The organism is Kitasatospora sp. NPDC029312, from assembly GCF_055569215.1.
Window position 1 is genome coordinate 130,695 of the sequence record NZ_JBVHXY010000004.1, and the last position, 14,869, is coordinate 145,563.

Genomic DNA, 14,869 nt, shown 5'->3' on the forward strand with positions numbered 1-14,869 from the left:
ACAAGACGGTCGACAGGAGCACGAGGGTGGACAAGGGGATGGGCATGATCACGCGCGAGGACTGCGCGGCGCTGGACGCCGTCGACCCGCTGGCGGCGTTCCGCAAGGAGTTCACCCTGCCGGACGGGGTGGTCTACCTGGACGGCAACTCCCTGGGCGCCCTGCCGGTGCGCACCCCGGAGCGGGTGCGGCAGGTGGTCGAGGAGGAGTGGGGCCGGGAGCTGATCCGCAGCTGGAACGACGCCGGCTGGTTCGAGCAGCCGTACCGGCTGGGGCGGCGGATCGCGCCGCTGATCGGCGCCGATCCGGCGCGGGTGGTCGTCTGCGACACCACGTCGGTGAACCTGTTCAAGGTGCTCTCGGCGGCGCTCGCGCTGCGCCCGGGGCGGCGCACGGTGCTCGGCGATGCCGAGGCCTTCCCCACCGATCTCTACATCGCCGAGGGCGTGACCGGCCTGGTCGAGGGCGGCCGCAGCCTGCTGATCCGCCCCGAGGAGCTGGACCGGTACCTGGACGGTGACGTGGCCGCGGTGGTCCTCTCCCACGTGGACTACCGCACCGGCGAGCTGCTGGACATGCCGGGGATCACCGCCCGGGTGCGGGCCGCGGGCGCCCTGATGATCTGGGACGTGTGCCACTCGGTGGGCGCACTGCCGATCGCACTCGACGCCTGCGACGCCGACTTCGCGGTCGGCTGCACCTACAAGTACCTGAACGGCGGCCCCGGCTCGCCGGCCTTCCTGTACGTCGCCGAGCGGCACCTGGCGGCCGGTCCGCGGCAGCCGCTGAGCGGCTGGTTCGGGCACGCCCGCCCGTTCGCCTTCGAGCCGGGGTACGACCCGAAGCCGGGCATCGGCCGCTTCCTGACCAGCTCGCCCTCGTTGCTCGGGCAGGCCGCGCTGGAGGCCTCGCTGGACGTCTGGGAGCGGGCGGACCTGACGGCCGTACGGGCCAAGAGCCTGGCGCTGACCGACCTGTTCATCTCACTGGTCGAGGGCCTGGACGGGGTGGAGGTGGTCACCCCGCGCGACCACGCCCGGCGCGGCAGCCAGGTGGCTCTGCGGCACACCGACGGGTACCCCGTGGTGCAGGCGCTGATCGCACGCGGGGTGATCGGGGACTTCCGCGCGCCGGACCTGATGCGCTTCGGCTTCACGCCGCTCTACCTCTCGCACACCGAGGTCTGGGACGCGGCCCGGGCGCTCGCCGAGGTGCTGGCGAGCGGCGAGTGGCGGCAGGAGCGCTTCTCCCGCCGGGGCGAGGTGACCTGACGGTCGGCGGCCCGAGCCGCCTGGCGGGCTAACGGCTCGTCAACTCGGCTATCAGCCTGCGGTAGACGTCGAAGGCGGGCTTGGGCGTGTAGTCGTCCCGCAGCAGGCCGAAGCGGTGGAACAGCCCCGGCCCCGTGCTGTCGGCGTCGCGCAGGGCGAAGAACGTGTAGCCGGTGACGGTGAGTTCGGCGGCCAGCCCGGCGACCGCCCGGACCACCCCCTCGACCACCTCGGCCTGCCGCGCCTCGCTGCGCCCGGGGCCGGTGGGCCAGCCGTTCTCGCAGATCCTCAGCGGCACGGCGGGCCCGATCCCGGCCCGGGGCAGCGAGGCGTCGCGGAAGCCGGTGAGCACCGCCCGTACCGCGTCGGCGAGTCGGTCGGCGGGGACGGGCCGGAAGACGTCCGGGAAGAAGTCCACGCCGACGTAGTCCAGGGCGCGGTGGAAGCGGTCGTCGGCGAGTTCGCCGAGCTCGCCCCAGAAGGCGTCGGCGGCGGCATCGAAGGACGGCGCCGGAACCGTCAGCTGTGGCGGCCGCGCCGGCGGGCGGCCAGGACGGCAAGGCCGCCGAGGCTGAGCAGGGCGACGCCGGCCAGGCCGAAGACCACCGGGGCGTTGCCCGCACCGGTCGAGGGCAGCCCACCGCCGCCACCGGAGTGGTGGCCGCTGGGGTGCTTGGTCGGGTGGTGGCTGGTCGGGGCGGGGCCGGCGCTCGACGTGGAGGCGCTCGGTGAGGTCGGGCTCGGGGTTGGCCAGGTGGGCGTCGGAGTTGGCCAGGTGGGCGTCGGGGTCGGCGAGGGCGGGGTGGGGGACGGGAACGTGGGCGAGGGCGAAGTCGGTGACGGCGAAGTCGGCGACGGCGACGGCGACGGCGACGGTGAGAAGGAGGTCGGCGACGGGCTCGGTGTCACCGTGCAGTCCGGCAGGTCCCCGTCGAACGGGTAGCTGTGGATCTCGTAGCCGCCGGTGCCGGTGTGGATCAGGTTGCCCGCGAGATAGACCCGGCCGTTCACGCCCGCCTGGGCGATGGTCGTCGTCCCGGCCGGATTGCCCGCCAGGACCGAGCCCTGGAACTGGGCACTGCCGAGGATCTGCGCGGTGGTCGCGGTCGGGAAGTTGTACATCAGCTTCGAGCGCATCTCGGTGGTCTGGTCCCCCGCCAGACCGGTGCCCGTATAGGTGTTGATGATCGGACTGTCGCCGAGCATGTTCACCACGACGGTGGCCCCGGCCGGGATGTCGTTGAAGACGAGGCCGAGCTGCCCACCGCTCGGCGAGGTGAGGTCCCGTCTGACGTTGAAGACCTGCTTCATGCTGGTCCCGTCACCGGTGAAGACGGCCTGGCCGGAGGCGACGTGGATGGTGCCGGTCGCGGCGGCCCGCCCGACGCACTCCGAGAGCTCCTCGATCCGGGTCAGCACCGTCCGGTACGGCGCGGCCGCGTTCGGGTCCTGGATCGACCGGCCGGTGGGGTCGATCCGGACGGTGCCGGTGACACGGCCCGCGTGGCGCAGGTTGCCGAAGGCCGTCCCGCGGGAGTCGCTGCCGCCGATCAGGACCGCGTTGCCGCTCCGCACGTCGACGGCACCGCCGGTGGTGACGAGGTCGCTGCCGTTCGGCGGCACGACGCGCGAGCCGACGCCCACGACACCCATGTTGTAGACACCGCCGCCGTTCTTGTCGACCGTCAGGTTTCCGAGCGTGACGATCTTGCCCTCGGCCTCGGCCGCGCGGCCGTTCACGGTGTAGTCACCGCCGGTGAAGATGTTGATCGTGGCATCCCGGCCGGTGAAGTCGCCGTTGTTCGGCGGCGGCCAGGTGGAGGGGCAGTCGGGCCCGGAGCAGGGGCCCAGTGGCGGGGCCAGCGGTGCGGCCGAACCGACCGTCAGCACGGCGGCCATCGGCACCGCGGCGACGGCGGTCGCCACGGCGATCCGGACGGCCCGGCGGCGGCCGGTGGCGGGCGTCCTCACGGCGGTCGTTCTGTGATCCGGCGAACCGGCGGCCTGACCCATCGACATTCCTCCGCGCAGGGAAAAAGGCAGGCACGGACGGCCTGCCAGGTTCCGTAATATGTGCCGACAATCCCATGGATTCGGACCATTCAATCCAAAATCGGATGATTCGCACTCTTTCGATCAACAGAGTGGATCTGGCCATCAGTCGATCGGCCCACGGTCCCTTGCCCGCAGGCCACCGACCTGAGGGACAGGGCGGGCCAGCGGTAGGGCCAGCGGTAGGGGCGGCGGCTGGTGCAGGGCACCCCGCAACCACCGCGCCGCCGACCCGGCTAGGTTGGACGCCATGACCACCGAGGCCCAGGACCAGAGCGCGCCGCTCGTCGCGGTCGCGTCCGCGGACGCCGTGCTGCGCCACCCCGAGGCCGGCGAGCACCTGCTCACCACCGTCGAGCGGGAGCGCGCCGCGCGCTTCCGGCACGCCTCGGGGCGGGCCGACTTCACCGCCGGACACATCCTGGTGCGGCTCTGCGCCGCCCGGCTGCTCGGTGTCCCCGTCGCCGAGCTGGTGCTCGCCCAGGAGTGCCCGGACTGCGGTCTCGCCGACCACGGCAAGCCGTACCTGCCCGACCACCCCGAGGTGCACGTGAGCCTGTCCCACACCCGGGGCGTGGTCGCGGCCGGGGCCGGCCGCCGGCCGGTCGGCGTGGACGTCGAGCTGGCCGACCGGAGCGGCTCGCTGGGTGCGGTCGCGCGCCGGGTGCTCGCGCCGGCCGAGCTGGCGCTGTGCGAGGCGGCGCCGGAGCCCGGCCAGGCCTTCCTGCGGCAGTGGGTGCGCAAGGAGTCGCTGATCAAGATCGGCCGGGCCACCCTGGACACCCTGGGACAGGTCGACCTCTCCGCGCTGCCGCTGGACGTCCCGCCCGGCGCCCCGCTGCGCGGCCGGTACCAGGACCTCCACCTGCTCGACTGGACGGACCCGGAGCACGGCGCCGCCGTCGCGGCGGTCAGCACCGCCCCGCCGACCATCGTGGACCTGACCCCAGGCGCGTAGGCCGGGGGCACCCGAGCGCGGGGCCGGTGAATAAGCGGTGTTAGCGTGCCTGCTCGTGGGCGCGCCGACCGCATGCCCGCCGACCCCACTGCCTCCCCGGATCAAAGGGTGCCCGCCATGGCCAAGTTCCTGCTGAGCCTGCACGTCCTCGCGTCGGTCCTGTTCATAGGCCCGGTGGCGGTGGCCGTCAGCATGTTCCCGCGCCGGGCCAAGGCCGCCCTGGCCGGCGGCCCGGACCAGGCCTCGGACGCCGGCGTCCTGCGCGTCCTGCACCGGATCACCCAGGTCTACGCGCTGCTCGGCGTCGCGGTGCCGGTGCTGGGCATCGGCCTGGCACAGGTGATGGACGTGCTCGGGCAGTCCTGGCTGATCGCCTCCATGGTGCTCACCGCGATCGCCGCACTCTCCCTGCTGCTCTTCGTGCTGCCCGGCCAGCAGGCCGCCGTGGAGGCGCTCGGCCTCGACCCGGAGGACGAGCAGCACACCAAGGCCGTCGGCGGCCTGCGGATGCTGCCGATGACGGCGGGCGTGTTCAACCTGCTGTGGGCCGCAGTGGTGGTGCTGATGATCGTCCGCCCGGGATCCTCCACCGGGGTCTGATCCGGGGCGCCCTGCCGGGGCGCTCCACCGGGTCTGACCTGAGGCCTCCGCACCCCTCGGACCCCGACCGCCCCGCTCCCCCCGCCGACCGGCGCGGTGCCGGACGTCCCCGGTGCGGGAAGGCAACGCCCTGCTGCTGGCGGCCGGTTAGGCCCGCACTACCCCGAGACGCCGCTGGACGGCCCCTCGATGGACGCGGTGCGCAGCGGCATCGAGCGGCTGCTCGCCGCCCACGACCCGTACCCAGCGGTGGTGGTCGACGGGACGTTCCGGGTGCCGGCGGCCAACCACTCGCTCGCACGGCTGCCGGACGGCGTCGCGCCGCAGTTGCTCGCATCACCGTTCAACGCGATCCGGGGCCCTGCACCCGGAGGGGCCGGCGCCGCGCATCGTCAACCACCGGCAGTGGCGGCGGCACCTGCTGGAACGGCTGGAGCAGCGGCTGGAGTCGGTCCGCGCGCCGAGCCGCTGCGGCGACGGTACGAGGAGGCCAGCGGCTACCCGGAGCCGGCCGACGACCCGGCCGAGCCGACGACGGCCCACTACCTGCGGTCCACCGTGGGCCCGGAATGCTAGCGGCTCCCCACGGGAGCGTCGGCGCGCGGTCGGCGGGGCCGACGCAGCGGCACACCCGCCCGCTTCACCGCGCGGGCCGTGATCGTGGTCTCGGCGCGGGTGACGCCGAGCGGGCCGAGGGTGTCGGTGAGGAAGCGGTAGAGGCCGCCGTGGTCCGGGCAGAAGATCGTCGCCAGCAGGTTGGTCGGGCCGCTGGTCGCGAACACCCCGTGCACCTGCGGGTGGCGGGCCAGTTCGGTGCCCACCTCGGCGAGCCGGTCGGGCGGGACGTCCAGCCAGAGGTTGGCGTCCACGGCCATGCCGAGCAGTCGCGGGTCCACGGTGGCGTGAGTGCGCAACAGCCCGGCCCCGTCCAGCCGGTGCAGTCGGCGCCGAACGGTCGACTCGGGCGCGCCGACCGCCCCGGCCAGCACCGCGTGGGACTGCCGGGCGTCCTCGCCGAGCAGTTCCAGCAGCGCGCGGTCGAGCTCGTCCAGCGGTGGCGGGGCGGAAGGGCGGGCAGGGCGGGTGGGGACGGGGCGGGCGAGGGCGGCGGCCTCCTCCTCGGTCAGGTAACCGGCCTGCCACTGCCCGGCGTCGGCGAAGGCGTGCAGCACGGCGTGGGTGGTGGTCTCGGTGACGGCGCCGGTCGCGGGCAGTTGCCCGTACAGCAGCCGGTCCCGGGAGCCGGCGTCGCTCAGCATCACCGCGCCGACCTCGTGGCCGCCGAGCATCACGTCGACGAAGGGCACGTCGGAGCGGTCGGCCAGCGCCTGCGCGATCGCGTCCACCCGGCCGCGCAGCACCCGGACCCGCAGCAACAGCGCGCCCACCGCGGCGTCCTCGACGTCGGGCATCCGGACCACGCGCAGCACCCCGGCCTGCCGCATCCGGGCGAGGCGACGGGTGACCGTCCGGGCGGAGACGCCCAGCACCTCGGCGAGCCGCCCCGGTTCGGCCCGTCCGTCCAGTTGGAGGGCGCTGACCAGTCGGCGGTCCAGGGAGTCCAGCACGGTGTCCGGATCCGTCGTGGCGAAGTCCATGGTGTCCGTTCTCCGTCATCCCAGGCCTGGTGGCGTCCTGTCCGGCACGCCTGACGGTACTCCTTGTCCCGCGCGGCCGGAACGGGCCGGCCGCCGAGACGGAGGAGTCGCTGCGATGGACGAGCTGTGGACGCTGGCGGAGGACGTGGAGACTGCACTGCGCGAGGTGGGCGGGAAACTGGCGGCCGGTCGGCCGGTCGAGCCGGCGCCCGCGCGCACCGTCGATGAGGCGGCGGCGCGCTTCGCCGAGCTGGACGACCCGGCCGCCGCCGAGCTGCGCGAACGGCTGACCGCCCGGTACCCGCGGGCCGGATGGCTCGCGGAGGAGCTGGACGGATCGGTGCCCGACGGGGGCGAGTGGTGGGTGTGCGACGCGGTCGACGGCGCGGTGCAGTACCTGCTGGGGCAACCGCACTGGGCGGTGACGGCGACGCTGGTACGGGACGGCGCGGCGGTCCTGGCCGTGGTGCACGCCCCGGAGCTGTTCGGTGCGGGCCGCACCTACCGGGCGGTGCTGGGCGGCGGGGCCCAGCTGGACGGACGCCCGATCGCGCCGCTGGAGCGCGACTTGGCGGCGACCGTCGCGGCGACCAGCCAGCCGCCCCGGGTCGCCGACGACCCGGTGGCGCTGCGCCGGGCGGGCGAGTCGCTGTCCGCGATGGCGGGCTCGGTACTCGCGGTGCGCAACCTCGGCCCGACCGCCCTACAGGTGACCCAGGTGGGCTCCGGACACCTGGCGCTGTTCTGGGAGTACGGCGCGGACGCGGGCAACCTGCTGCCCGGCGCGCTGATCGCGAGCGAGGCGGGCGCGGCGGTGACGGACGCCGCCGGGGCGGCCTGGACGGCCGGCTCCGACAGCTTCCTCGCCGCCGCGCCCGGGCTGCACGCGGACGCGCTGGGCGTGCTGCGGGCGGTCAGGTGAGGCTGATCGCGGTCGGGTGAGGCTGCGGGCGTGATCAGCCGGCGCCGCGGGCGGTCAGCCGGCGCCGCAGGCGGTCAGCCGGCGCGGGGGGCGGTCGGCTCACGCGGCGGGCCGTCAGCCGAGGTCGAAAAGGGCGGCCGCGTTGTCGTGGCAGACCGCCCGCAGCCACCCCTCCCCCAGGCCCAGCCCGGCCAGCGCCTCCAGTTGGTGGACGTACCGGTAGGGGATGTTGGGGAAGTCGCTGCCGAGCAGGATGCGCTCCCCCAGCGCGCGCAGCCGCGGCAGTTCGTCGAGCGGGAACGGGACGTCGGCCTCGGCGAAGTCGGTGAACGCGATGGTGGTGTCCAGCCGCACGCCGGGGTGGCGCTCGGCCAGGTCCAGGAAGTCGCGGTACTCGGGCATGCCGAGGTGCGCGACCACCAGGACCAGTCGCGGGTGCCGTGCCAGTACGCCGCCGATCGGGCCGGGCCCGGTGAACTTGCCCGGCACTGGTCCGGAGCCGCAGTGGGTGACCACCGGGGTGCCGGTCTCGGCGAGCAGCCCCCAGACCTCGTCCAGCCGCTCGTCCGTCGGGTTGTAGCCGCCGACCTGGAGGTGCGCCTTGAACACCCGCGCGCCGTCCTCGACCGCCCGCGCCACGTACCCGGCCGCCCCGGGTTCGGGGAAGAACGTCGCGGTGTGCAGGCAGTCCGGCGTGCGGGCGGCGAAGTCGGCGGACCAGGCGTTCAGCCAGGCCGCCATGCCGGGCTTGTGCGGGTAGAGCAGCGAGGTGAACGCCCGGACGCCGAACTCCCGCAGCCGCCGTACCCGTTGCTCCTCGGCCTCGCGGTAGGTGATCGGCCAGGGGCGGTTCACCAGCGGGCCGGCCGCGTCGAAGTACGCCCACACCTTGTCGAGGACGTTCTTCGGCATGAAGTGGGTGTGCACGTCGACCAGGCCGGGCAGTCCCAGGGCCTGCCAGAACTCCCGCACTCCCGCCGCCTCTTCGGCTGCCTCTTCGGCCGTCTCTTCGGCAGATTGGTGCCGAGCGCCCGGGTCAGCGGTGCTCACGCGGGCACCGGGCGGGCGCGGTCGATGATCGCGGCGGTGTCGACACCGGACGGCAGGGTGCCGAAGGCGGCGCCGTGGTCGCCGCCCAGGCGGGACGCGCAGAAGGCGTCGGCCACCTCGGGGCTGCCGTATCGGACCAGCAGCGAGCCCTGGAAGGTCAGCGCCATCGACTCGACCAGTCGCCGGGTGCGGTACTCCAGATCGCTCAGGTCACTGAGCTGCTTGCGCAGTTCGGCGACGGCGGCGTCCAGTCGGCGGTCCGCGCCGGCGGCCGCGTCGAGCTCGCCGAGGAAGGCCTCGACCGTCTCCGGCCGCTTGGCCATGGCGCGCAGCGCGTCCAGCGCGGCGACGTTGCCTGATCCCTCCCAGATCGAGACCAACGGTGCCTCACGGTAGAGCCGGGGCATCCCGGACTCCTCGACGTAGCCGTTGCCGCCCAGGCACTCCAGTGCCTCGGCCGCGTGCGCCGGACCGCGCTTGCACACCCAGTACTTGGCCACCGCGAGGCCCAACCGCCGTACCAGCGCCTGCGTTTCGTCACCGGCCAGGGCGAGGTCGGTGGCCTGGGCCAGCCGCATCGCGACCGTGGTGGCGGCCTCGGACTCCACCACCAGGTCGGCCAGTACGTTGCGCATCAACGGCTGGTCGACCAGCGCCTTGCCGAACGCCCGCCGGTGCAGGGCGTGGTGAATTGCGCGGGTGGCACCGTAGCGCATGCCGGAGGCGGCGCCGACGGTGCAGTCCAGGCGGGTCATGTTGACCATTTCGATGATGGTCGGCACGCCCCGGCCCTCCTCGCCGATCAGCCAGCCGACGGCCCCGTCGTACTCCAGCTCGGCGGAGGCGTTGGACTTGTTGCCGAGCTTGTCCTTGAGCCGCATCAGGTGCAGCCGGTTTCGGCTGCCGTCCGGGAGGACGCGCGGCAGCACGAAGCAGCTGAGACCGCCGGGCGCCTGGGCGAGGGTCAGGAAGAGGTCGGACATCGGCGCCGAGGTGAACCACTTGTGACCGGTCAGCCGGTAGGTGCCGTCGGCGTGCGGGGTCGCGGTGGTGGTGTTGGTGCGGACGTCCGAGCCGCCCTGCTTCTCGGTCATCGACATGCCGGCGATCAGTCCGCGCTTGGTACGCGGCTCGCGCAACCCGAAGTCGTACTCGGTGGAGGCCAGCAGCGGCTCCAACTCGGCGGCGAGCGTTGGGTTCTGGCGCAGCGCCGGGACCGCGGCGTAGGTCATCGAGATCGGGCAGGTGTGGCCGGCCTCGACCTGGCTCCACACGTAGAACTTGGCGGCCCGGGCGGCGTGGGCGCCGGGCCGGTCGTCCCGCCAGGGCGCGGCGTGCAGACCGTACGAGACGGCGATGCGCATCAGCTCGTGCCAGTACGGATGGAACTCGACCTCGTCGATCCGGTGGCCGAAGCGGTCGTGGGTGCGCAGCACGGGCGGGTTCTCGTTGACCAGCCGGCCCCACTCGGCGGCCTGCTCGGAGCCGGCCAGGCGGCCGAGCTCGCGCAGCTCCGGCTCGGCCCAGCCGGCGCCGGCCCGATCCAGGGCGGCGAGCAGGGTCGGGTCGGCGGCGGTGTCGTGTCCGTACGGCAGGGGCACCTGGTTGGTGACCTCATGCGTCGCTGTCATCGCGTCCTCCCAGGGCACGCAGGGTGAAGGAGACCAGGGCGGGGACCACCGTGGCGTTGTCGCTGTGCACCGTGACGTCGTGGCTGTGTTCGGGCTCGGTGGGGTCGCTCGGCTCCGTGGGGTCGCTCGGCTCCGTGGGGTCGTTTTGCCCGGCGGGCTCGACCGGCGCGGCTCCGTTTCGCGAGGCTCCGTTCGGGGCGGCTCCGTTCGGGGCGGCGGCGAGCGGGCCGGCCAGCGCCTCACCGACCGCGCCGACCAGGGCGGCGGCGGTCAACACCGGGTCCTGCTCCGGGAATTCGCCGCTCGCCACGGCAGCGGCGATCTCGGTGGCGATCACGTCCCGGAACGCCCGGCGGAAGACCAGTCGCTCACCGTCCACCACCGCGTCGGCGGGTTCGACCAGCAGCGCGTACGCCAGCCTGGGGGCGCGCAGAGCACGGGCGGCGAAGGTCTCGACCACGGCGGCGATCCGCTGCTGCGGGGTGTCCCGGCGGGCGACGGCGGCGGTGACCGCCTCGATCTCGCGGGTCACCACCCGGCGGAACAGCTCCACCGACAGTTCGGCCTTGTTGGCGAAGTGCTGGTAGAGGCTGCCGGTGGCGATCCCCGCGCGGTCCGCGACGGCGGCCATGGTGCAGCCGCCGTAGCCTCGCTCGGCGAGCAGGCCGACCGCCGACTGCAGGACCGTCTCGCGCTGGGCGTCCAGGCGGGCTTGCACGGCTGGGGTGCGTCGGTAGGCCATGGAAGTATTGAAGCACTGATTCACTGCTTCGGGGAGGGGGCAGGCACGCGGTCGCCGGTACGCCGGTAGGCCGCCCCCGGGGGTGGGGCGGCCTACCGGCGTGCTGGATTCTGCCGGTGCCGACTACTGGCGGTTCCGGATGTCGGCTACACGCGGTTACAGCGGGCGGCGCTCCTGCTCCAGCCGTTGGCCCTCGATGTCGAGCGGGCCGAAGGACGGGATCAGCTGCGGGGACGTGGCCAACGACTTGCCGGCGTCCTGGTCACCCAGACCGGCCCATTCCAGCACCTTGGCGGTGGCCTCCGCCGACTGGTCGGCCGGCAGCTTGCCGATGTTGGAACCGTGGTTGCCACCGGGCACGGTGTAGACGTAGCTGTCGTCACTGCCCCAGCCGAGGTGGAACGGCTTGGCGCCCCACGGGTCGTTGCCCCCGTAGACGAACATGATCCGCTCGCCCTCACGCTTGACCCAGCGGTCGATATCGGGCATCGCGTACGGGTTGAAGACGGTCGGGATCTCCTTCGGCACGTACGAGCGGGCCGAGTACAGCTCCTTGTAGTCGTAGTGCAACTGCTCCTTCAGATACGAGACGTCGAAGAACGGCGCGCCCAGCTCGGTCGCGGCCTGGTAGTAGTACGCGGTGTACTTCGCCAGCGACTGGTCGCTGTTGCCCGTGATGCCCGACTGCGCGTCGAACCACGCGTACAGCTCGTCGTCGGTCGCGGTGGCGGCGACCGGCACCTTCGCGCAGTCCGACTCCAGGCTGTACTGCCAGAACGCCCAGACCACGTCGAGCACACCGGCCTCGTAGGCGCGGTCCGGGGTGCCCAGGGTGTTGAAGGTGGAGCCGGCCGCGTTGTTGTCCGCGATGTAGCGGGCCTCCAGACGGTCGCGGCGCACCAGCAGCTCGCGCTGGGCGGCGTTCAGCTTGGCACGGCACTCCGGCGTGCCGACGGTGCGGAAGAACTCGGTGTAGGCCGAGTAGTCGGTGACATCGGTGTTGTTCGGCGCGACGTACGCGATCGTGCCCGCCACGTCGTCCGGATAGAACCGGCGGTAGTAGGTGGAGGACATCCCGCCCTTGCTGGCGCCGGTGGACAGCCACTCCTGCTGGTAGATCCGCTTCAGCGCGGTCACCAGCTTGTGCGAGTCGGCGGCCTGCTGGCGGATGCCGGCTTTGGTCCAGTCGGCCGGCTCGGGGCGGGACGGGGTGAAGTAGCGGTACTCGATGGAGACCTGGTTGCCGTCGACCAGCCGGGTCGGCTCGGTGCGGGACGGGCTGGTGCCGAGCGTGTAGCCGTTGGTGTAGAAGACGGTCGGGCGGTCGTAGCCGCGGTGCAGCACGCTGAAGCGCTGCTGGAAGGTGCCCAGCCAGGGGCGGAAGTGGTCAATCGGCTGGGTGTAGGTGGCCAGGAAGTAGCGGTGACCGGTGGTGGTCGGCTTCTCCTCGGTGATGGTCACCCCGGGGATCGCCGCCAGGCGATCCTTGATGTCGGCGTTCGGGTCGTCGGCCGGGCTACGGCCGTGGGCAGCGCCCGCGACCCCGGCGTCCGGCCCTGCGCCCGGACCGGCTCCCGGGCCGGCGGCGGAGGCCGGGGTGGCCAGACCGCCGATCGCGAACATCGGTATCAGCAGGACGGAAACCAGCAGTCTTCTCAGCCTGGCGGTCATCAACTCTCCATGACTTCAACGGTGATGGAACCGGCCTGTGCGGCACGACTCCCGGTACGGGCGGTGCGGTTTTTTTGCGGTGGTGCGTCTGCGGTGGTGCGTCTGCAGTGCGGGTGGAGCGTGCGTAGTGCGGGTGGAGCGTGCGTAGTGCGGGTGGAGCGGCGGCCGCCTCTTGGACGGCCGAATGGGCCATCCGCCTGGTGGCAGGTGGCCCATCGGGGGGAGGTGCTGGTCAGTGGGGTCGAGCGCTTACGGCTGGGGGAGGGTGCAGCCCGGCAGGGTGAGGTCGAAGCGGTTGCCGGCGGCGAAGCAGGCGGGGATGCCGTAGGTCTCCTGGGCGTAGCCGATGCCCTGGCGCACCGTCACCGCACCGTTCTGGTCGACCTCGCACGGGTTGTCGAGGGTGCAGGACTCGCCGTTCTCGTTGATCGTGTTGTTCACGGCGACCAAGAGGCCGGTCGAGGTGTCGACCACCGGCGAGCCGGAGGTGCCGCCGATCACGTCACAGCCCGAGGTGTAGCGGACCGAGTCCTTGAAGGTCCAGTCGGCCTCGTGCAGCCGGTAGGCGAAGCCGTCGATCGAGCAGGAGTAGATCTTCTTCCAGTACCCGGAGACGACCCGAATGTCCGCGCCCTGGGCGGGGTGGGTGTCGGCGATGGTCAGCGGGGAGATCCCGTACCGCGACTTGATCGACGAGTAGCTGGTGTTCAGCTGGTAGATCGACACGTCGGTGTCGGTCATGGCGCCGTAGACCACTTTGCTCGCGCGCAGGGTGGCGAGGCGCGCACCGGTGGAGCTGAGCAGGGTGAAGGTCCGGCTGGACGGCTGGTTGAGGACGACCTCGCCGGGGCCGGGCATACCGGACTCCAGGCAGTGACCGTTGGAGAGCACGAGCGCCGGGTCGGTCGCCGCCGAACCCGGCATCCGCACCAGCGAGCCGGAGCAGTTGCTGAGCGCGACCGTTCCGGCGAAGTTGACGGCGGCGAGAGGGGCGGCCTCGGCCGGGGCGGCGGTGGTGGTGTCGGTGGTCTGGGTGGTCTGGGTGGTCTGGGTGGTCTGGGTGGTCTGGGTGGTCTGGGTGGTGGCGGCTGTCGTCGTGGTGGCGGGGGCCTTGGCGGTGTCGGCGGCCTGAGCCGGTAAGGCACCGGTGAGGGCGGTGGCCCCGGCAACCAGGAGCGTGGCGAGCATGCCGATGAGCGGCTTCTTCATGAGAGACCTCTCGATGTGGGGGTCCACCAAAGCTGTCGCGGACATGACTTGATGTCAAGAGTCAAGACGACACAAAGAGAAGGCCCCTGACCGCAAAGCCGCCGACCGGCTCGCGGTCAACTCCACCAGGGCCGCCGATCGCTCAACTCCCTTGCCAGTGACGCCGACCCAGGCTGATCAGGCGCAGCTGCAGCCGGGCCGTGGCGGCTATCTTCTGCTCCCGTTCGGGGTCCGCCTCCTGGGCCTCCAGCAAGGCGGAGGCCGTCGACACCATGTGATCCACGTACAACTCGGCGAGCATCCGCACGTCCCGCTCACTCCACCCCCGCGAGACCGGCTGGAGCGCCAGCGCGGACCCCACCTCGGCGGCGAAGCGGCCCAGTTCGGCGTCGATCGCTTCACGCACCCGCCGGACCCCGCCATGCCGCTCGCGGGCGAGGAAGCGTACGTGCGGCCGGTGCTCACGGACGTGCTGTTGGATCACGTCTACCGCCCGGTCGATCAGTTCCTCAGCGCCCCCGGCCTCGGCGAGGACCGATCGGATCATGACGTGCAGGCTGGCCAGCGACTCCTCGACCAGTGCGACTCCGAGCGCGGCGAGGTCCGGGAAGTGCCGGTAGAAGGCGGCCGGGGACAGTCCGGCCTCGCGGGTGACCTCGCGGACGCCCAGGCTCGCCAGGTTCTGCTCGGCGAGCAGTTGCAGCCCCGCATCCAGCAAGGCTCGCCGACTCTGCTGTTTCTGGGCCTGCCTGACCCCCATGGTGTGACTCACGTCATTCAGTAAACAGTCGTTTGCCGAACTTGGCCAGTCGGCGTACAGTGGGACTCGAAGTCAGTGAACACTTGTCAACCGAAGCCGGCGCAGCCGCATCCGCAGCTGAAGGAGTCAGCCATGATCCTGTTCTCCGCCCTGGTCGCCATGGGCGTCCTGATCGGCACCGCCGCCCACCTGCCCCTCCCGGTCTTCCTCGCCGCCGCCGCCGCGATCAGCGCCTGGCTGCTCGGCTTCGGCGCCCGCGAGGGCATCTCCCGCCTCCGGCACCGCTGAGCTGGCGGCCACCGGGCTGAGGGGCCTACGGCGGCTACGGCCGACCCGTTCGCCCCAGCCGGCCCGGCGGCCCTGCTCGCTCCGCCGATCCGTCCGCTCCCATCGAGAGGACCACCA

15 protein-coding genes are annotated in these 14,869 nt (G+C 72.7%); 6 read left to right on the forward strand and 9 right to left on the reverse strand.

Features of this window, described 5'->3' with window-relative positions; all coding sequences use genetic code 11:
* Positions 1 to 44: 44 nt before the first annotated feature.
* Positions 45 to 1,271 carry a kynureninase gene (gene kynU / locus ACZ4WV_RS05125; RefSeq protein ID WP_465742908.1) on the forward strand — a complete coding sequence of 409 codons (1,227 nt, stop codon included), beginning with the start codon at positions 45 to 47 and terminating at the stop codon, positions 1,269 to 1,271.
* 28 nt (positions 1,272 to 1,299) lie between these two features.
* Here kynU and ACZ4WV_RS05130 read toward each other — a convergent pair whose 3' ends face one another.
* On the reverse strand, positions 1,300 to 1,689 hold the full coding sequence (locus ACZ4WV_RS05130) for a hypothetical protein (RefSeq protein WP_465742910.1): 390 nt from the start codon (positions 1,687 to 1,689) through the stop codon (positions 1,300 to 1,302).
* A 101-nt stretch (positions 1,690 to 1,790) separates the two neighbouring features.
* Complete coding sequence (locus ACZ4WV_RS05135) at positions 1,791 to 3,242, reverse strand: choice-of-anchor A family protein (RefSeq protein WP_465742912.1); 1,452 nt, start codon at positions 3,240 to 3,242, stop codon at positions 1,791 to 1,793.
* Between the two features lie 331 nt (positions 3,243 to 3,573).
* On the opposite strand from ACZ4WV_RS05135, the gene ACZ4WV_RS05140 reads away from it, so the two are divergent.
* The 3 genes from ACZ4WV_RS05140 to ACZ4WV_RS05150 all read left to right on the forward strand — a co-directional run bounded on the left by ACZ4WV_RS05140 (position 3,574) and on the right by ACZ4WV_RS05150 (position 5,457).
* Positions 3,574 to 4,281, forward strand: a complete 708-nt coding sequence (locus ACZ4WV_RS05140; protein ID WP_465742914.1) for a 4'-phosphopantetheinyl transferase family protein — start codon at positions 3,574 to 3,576, stop codon at positions 4,279 to 4,281.
* Positions 4,282 to 4,398: 117 nt separating this feature from the next.
* Entirely contained in the window at positions 4,399 to 4,881 is a 483-nt protein-coding gene (locus ACZ4WV_RS05145; protein ID WP_465742916.1) for a DUF2269 family protein, read from the forward strand.
* A 189-nt stretch (positions 4,882 to 5,070) separates the two neighbouring features.
* Entirely contained in the window at positions 5,071 to 5,457 is a 387-nt protein-coding gene (locus tag ACZ4WV_RS05150) for an MmyB family transcriptional regulator (RefSeq protein ID WP_465742918.1), read from the forward strand.
* On the opposite strand, the gene ACZ4WV_RS05155 is transcribed toward ACZ4WV_RS05150, so the two are convergent.
* Positions 5,454 to 6,479: an Lrp/AsnC family transcriptional regulator gene (locus ACZ4WV_RS05155; protein ID WP_465742920.1), complete on the reverse strand. Its 1,026-nt coding sequence runs from the start codon at positions 6,477 to 6,479 to the stop codon at positions 5,454 to 5,456. The genes ACZ4WV_RS05150 and ACZ4WV_RS05155 overlap by 4 nt on opposite strands.
* 115 nt (positions 6,480 to 6,594) lie before the next feature.
* Here ACZ4WV_RS05155 and ACZ4WV_RS05160 point away from each other — a divergent pair, with 115 nt between their 5' ends.
* Positions 6,595 to 7,401 (forward strand): inositol monophosphatase family protein, encoded by an 807-nt coding sequence (locus ACZ4WV_RS05160; RefSeq protein WP_465742922.1) that lies wholly within the window; start codon positions 6,595 to 6,597, stop codon positions 7,399 to 7,401.
* A 114-nt stretch (positions 7,402 to 7,515) separates the two neighbouring features.
* Here ACZ4WV_RS05160 and ACZ4WV_RS05165 read toward each other — a convergent pair whose 3' ends face one another.
* The 6 genes from ACZ4WV_RS05165 to ACZ4WV_RS05190 form a co-directional block, all read right to left on the reverse strand.
* Complete coding sequence (locus tag ACZ4WV_RS05165) at positions 7,516 to 8,451, reverse strand: amidohydrolase family protein (RefSeq protein ID WP_465742924.1); 936 nt, start codon at positions 8,449 to 8,451, stop codon at positions 7,516 to 7,518.
* A complete protein-coding gene (locus ACZ4WV_RS05170) occupies positions 8,448 to 10,082 on the reverse strand; it encodes an acyl-CoA dehydrogenase family protein (protein ID WP_465742926.1) in 1,635 nt (544 codons plus the stop codon). Before ACZ4WV_RS05170 ends, ACZ4WV_RS05165 begins: the two co-directional genes overlap by 4 nt.
* The gene (locus tag ACZ4WV_RS05175; protein ID WP_465742928.1) at positions 10,066 to 10,824 is read right to left on the reverse strand and encodes a TetR/AcrR family transcriptional regulator; all 759 of its coding nucleotides are present in this window, start codon (positions 10,822 to 10,824) and stop codon (positions 10,066 to 10,068) included. The genes ACZ4WV_RS05170 and ACZ4WV_RS05175 overlap by 17 nt, the downstream gene beginning before the upstream one ends.
* Positions 10,825 to 10,980: 156 nt before the next feature.
* Positions 10,981 to 12,495: a S28 family serine protease gene (locus tag ACZ4WV_RS05180; protein ID WP_465742930.1), complete on the reverse strand. Its 1,515-nt coding sequence runs from the start codon at positions 12,493 to 12,495 to the stop codon at positions 10,981 to 10,983.
* A 249-nt stretch (positions 12,496 to 12,744) separates the two neighbouring features.
* Positions 12,745 to 13,704, reverse strand: coding sequence for a S1 family peptidase (locus ACZ4WV_RS05185; RefSeq protein WP_465742932.1), 960 nt, complete (start codon positions 13,702 to 13,704; stop codon positions 12,745 to 12,747).
* Between the two features lie 142 nt (positions 13,705 to 13,846).
* The gene (locus ACZ4WV_RS05190) at positions 13,847 to 14,476 is read right to left on the reverse strand and encodes a TetR family transcriptional regulator (protein WP_465742934.1); all 630 of its coding nucleotides are present in this window, start codon (positions 14,474 to 14,476) and stop codon (positions 13,847 to 13,849) included.
* A gap of 120 nt (positions 14,477 to 14,596) precedes the next feature.
* Between ACZ4WV_RS05190 and ACZ4WV_RS05195 the strand changes: the two genes are divergently transcribed.
* Positions 14,597 to 14,752, forward strand: coding sequence for a hypothetical protein (locus tag ACZ4WV_RS05195; protein WP_350742363.1), 156 nt, complete (start codon positions 14,597 to 14,599; stop codon positions 14,750 to 14,752).
* The last annotated feature ends 117 nt before the right edge of the window (positions 14,753 to 14,869 follow it).

Excerpts from the sequence above, each read along its gene's own strand:
- kynU (WP_465742908.1), top strand. The coding sequence starts at position 45 with ATGATCACGCGCGAGGACTGCGCGGCGCTGGACGCCGTCGACCCGCTG.
- ACZ4WV_RS05140 (WP_465742914.1), top strand. The coding sequence starts at position 3,574 with ATGACCACCGAGGCCCAGGACCAGAGCGCGCCGCTCGTCGCGGTCGCG.
- ACZ4WV_RS05145 (WP_465742916.1), top strand. The coding sequence starts at position 4,399 with ATGGCCAAGTTCCTGCTGAGCCTGCACGTCCTCGCGTCGGTCCTGTTC.
- ACZ4WV_RS05150 (WP_465742918.1), top strand. The coding sequence starts at position 5,071 with ATGGACGCGGTGCGCAGCGGCATCGAGCGGCTGCTCGCCGCCCACGAC.
- ACZ4WV_RS05155 (WP_465742920.1), bottom strand. The coding sequence starts at position 6,479 with ATGGACTTCGCCACGACGGATCCGGACACCGTGCTGGACTCCCTGGAC.
- ACZ4WV_RS05160 (WP_465742922.1), top strand. The coding sequence starts at position 6,595 with ATGGACGAGCTGTGGACGCTGGCGGAGGACGTGGAGACTGCACTGCGC.
- ACZ4WV_RS05170 (WP_465742926.1), bottom strand. The coding sequence starts at position 10,082 with ATGACAGCGACGCATGAGGTCACCAACCAGGTGCCCCTGCCGTACGGA.
- ACZ4WV_RS05175 (WP_465742928.1), bottom strand. The coding sequence starts at position 10,824 with ATGGCCTACCGACGCACCCCAGCCGTGCAAGCCCGCCTGGACGCCCAG.
- ACZ4WV_RS05180 (WP_465742930.1), bottom strand. The coding sequence starts at position 12,495 with ATGACCGCCAGGCTGAGAAGACTGCTGGTTTCCGTCCTGCTGATACCG.
- ACZ4WV_RS05185 (WP_465742932.1), bottom strand. The coding sequence starts at position 13,704 with ATGAAGAAGCCGCTCATCGGCATGCTCGCCACGCTCCTGGTTGCCGGG.
- ACZ4WV_RS05195 (WP_350742363.1), top strand. The coding sequence starts at position 14,597 with ATGATCCTGTTCTCCGCCCTGGTCGCCATGGGCGTCCTGATCGGCACC.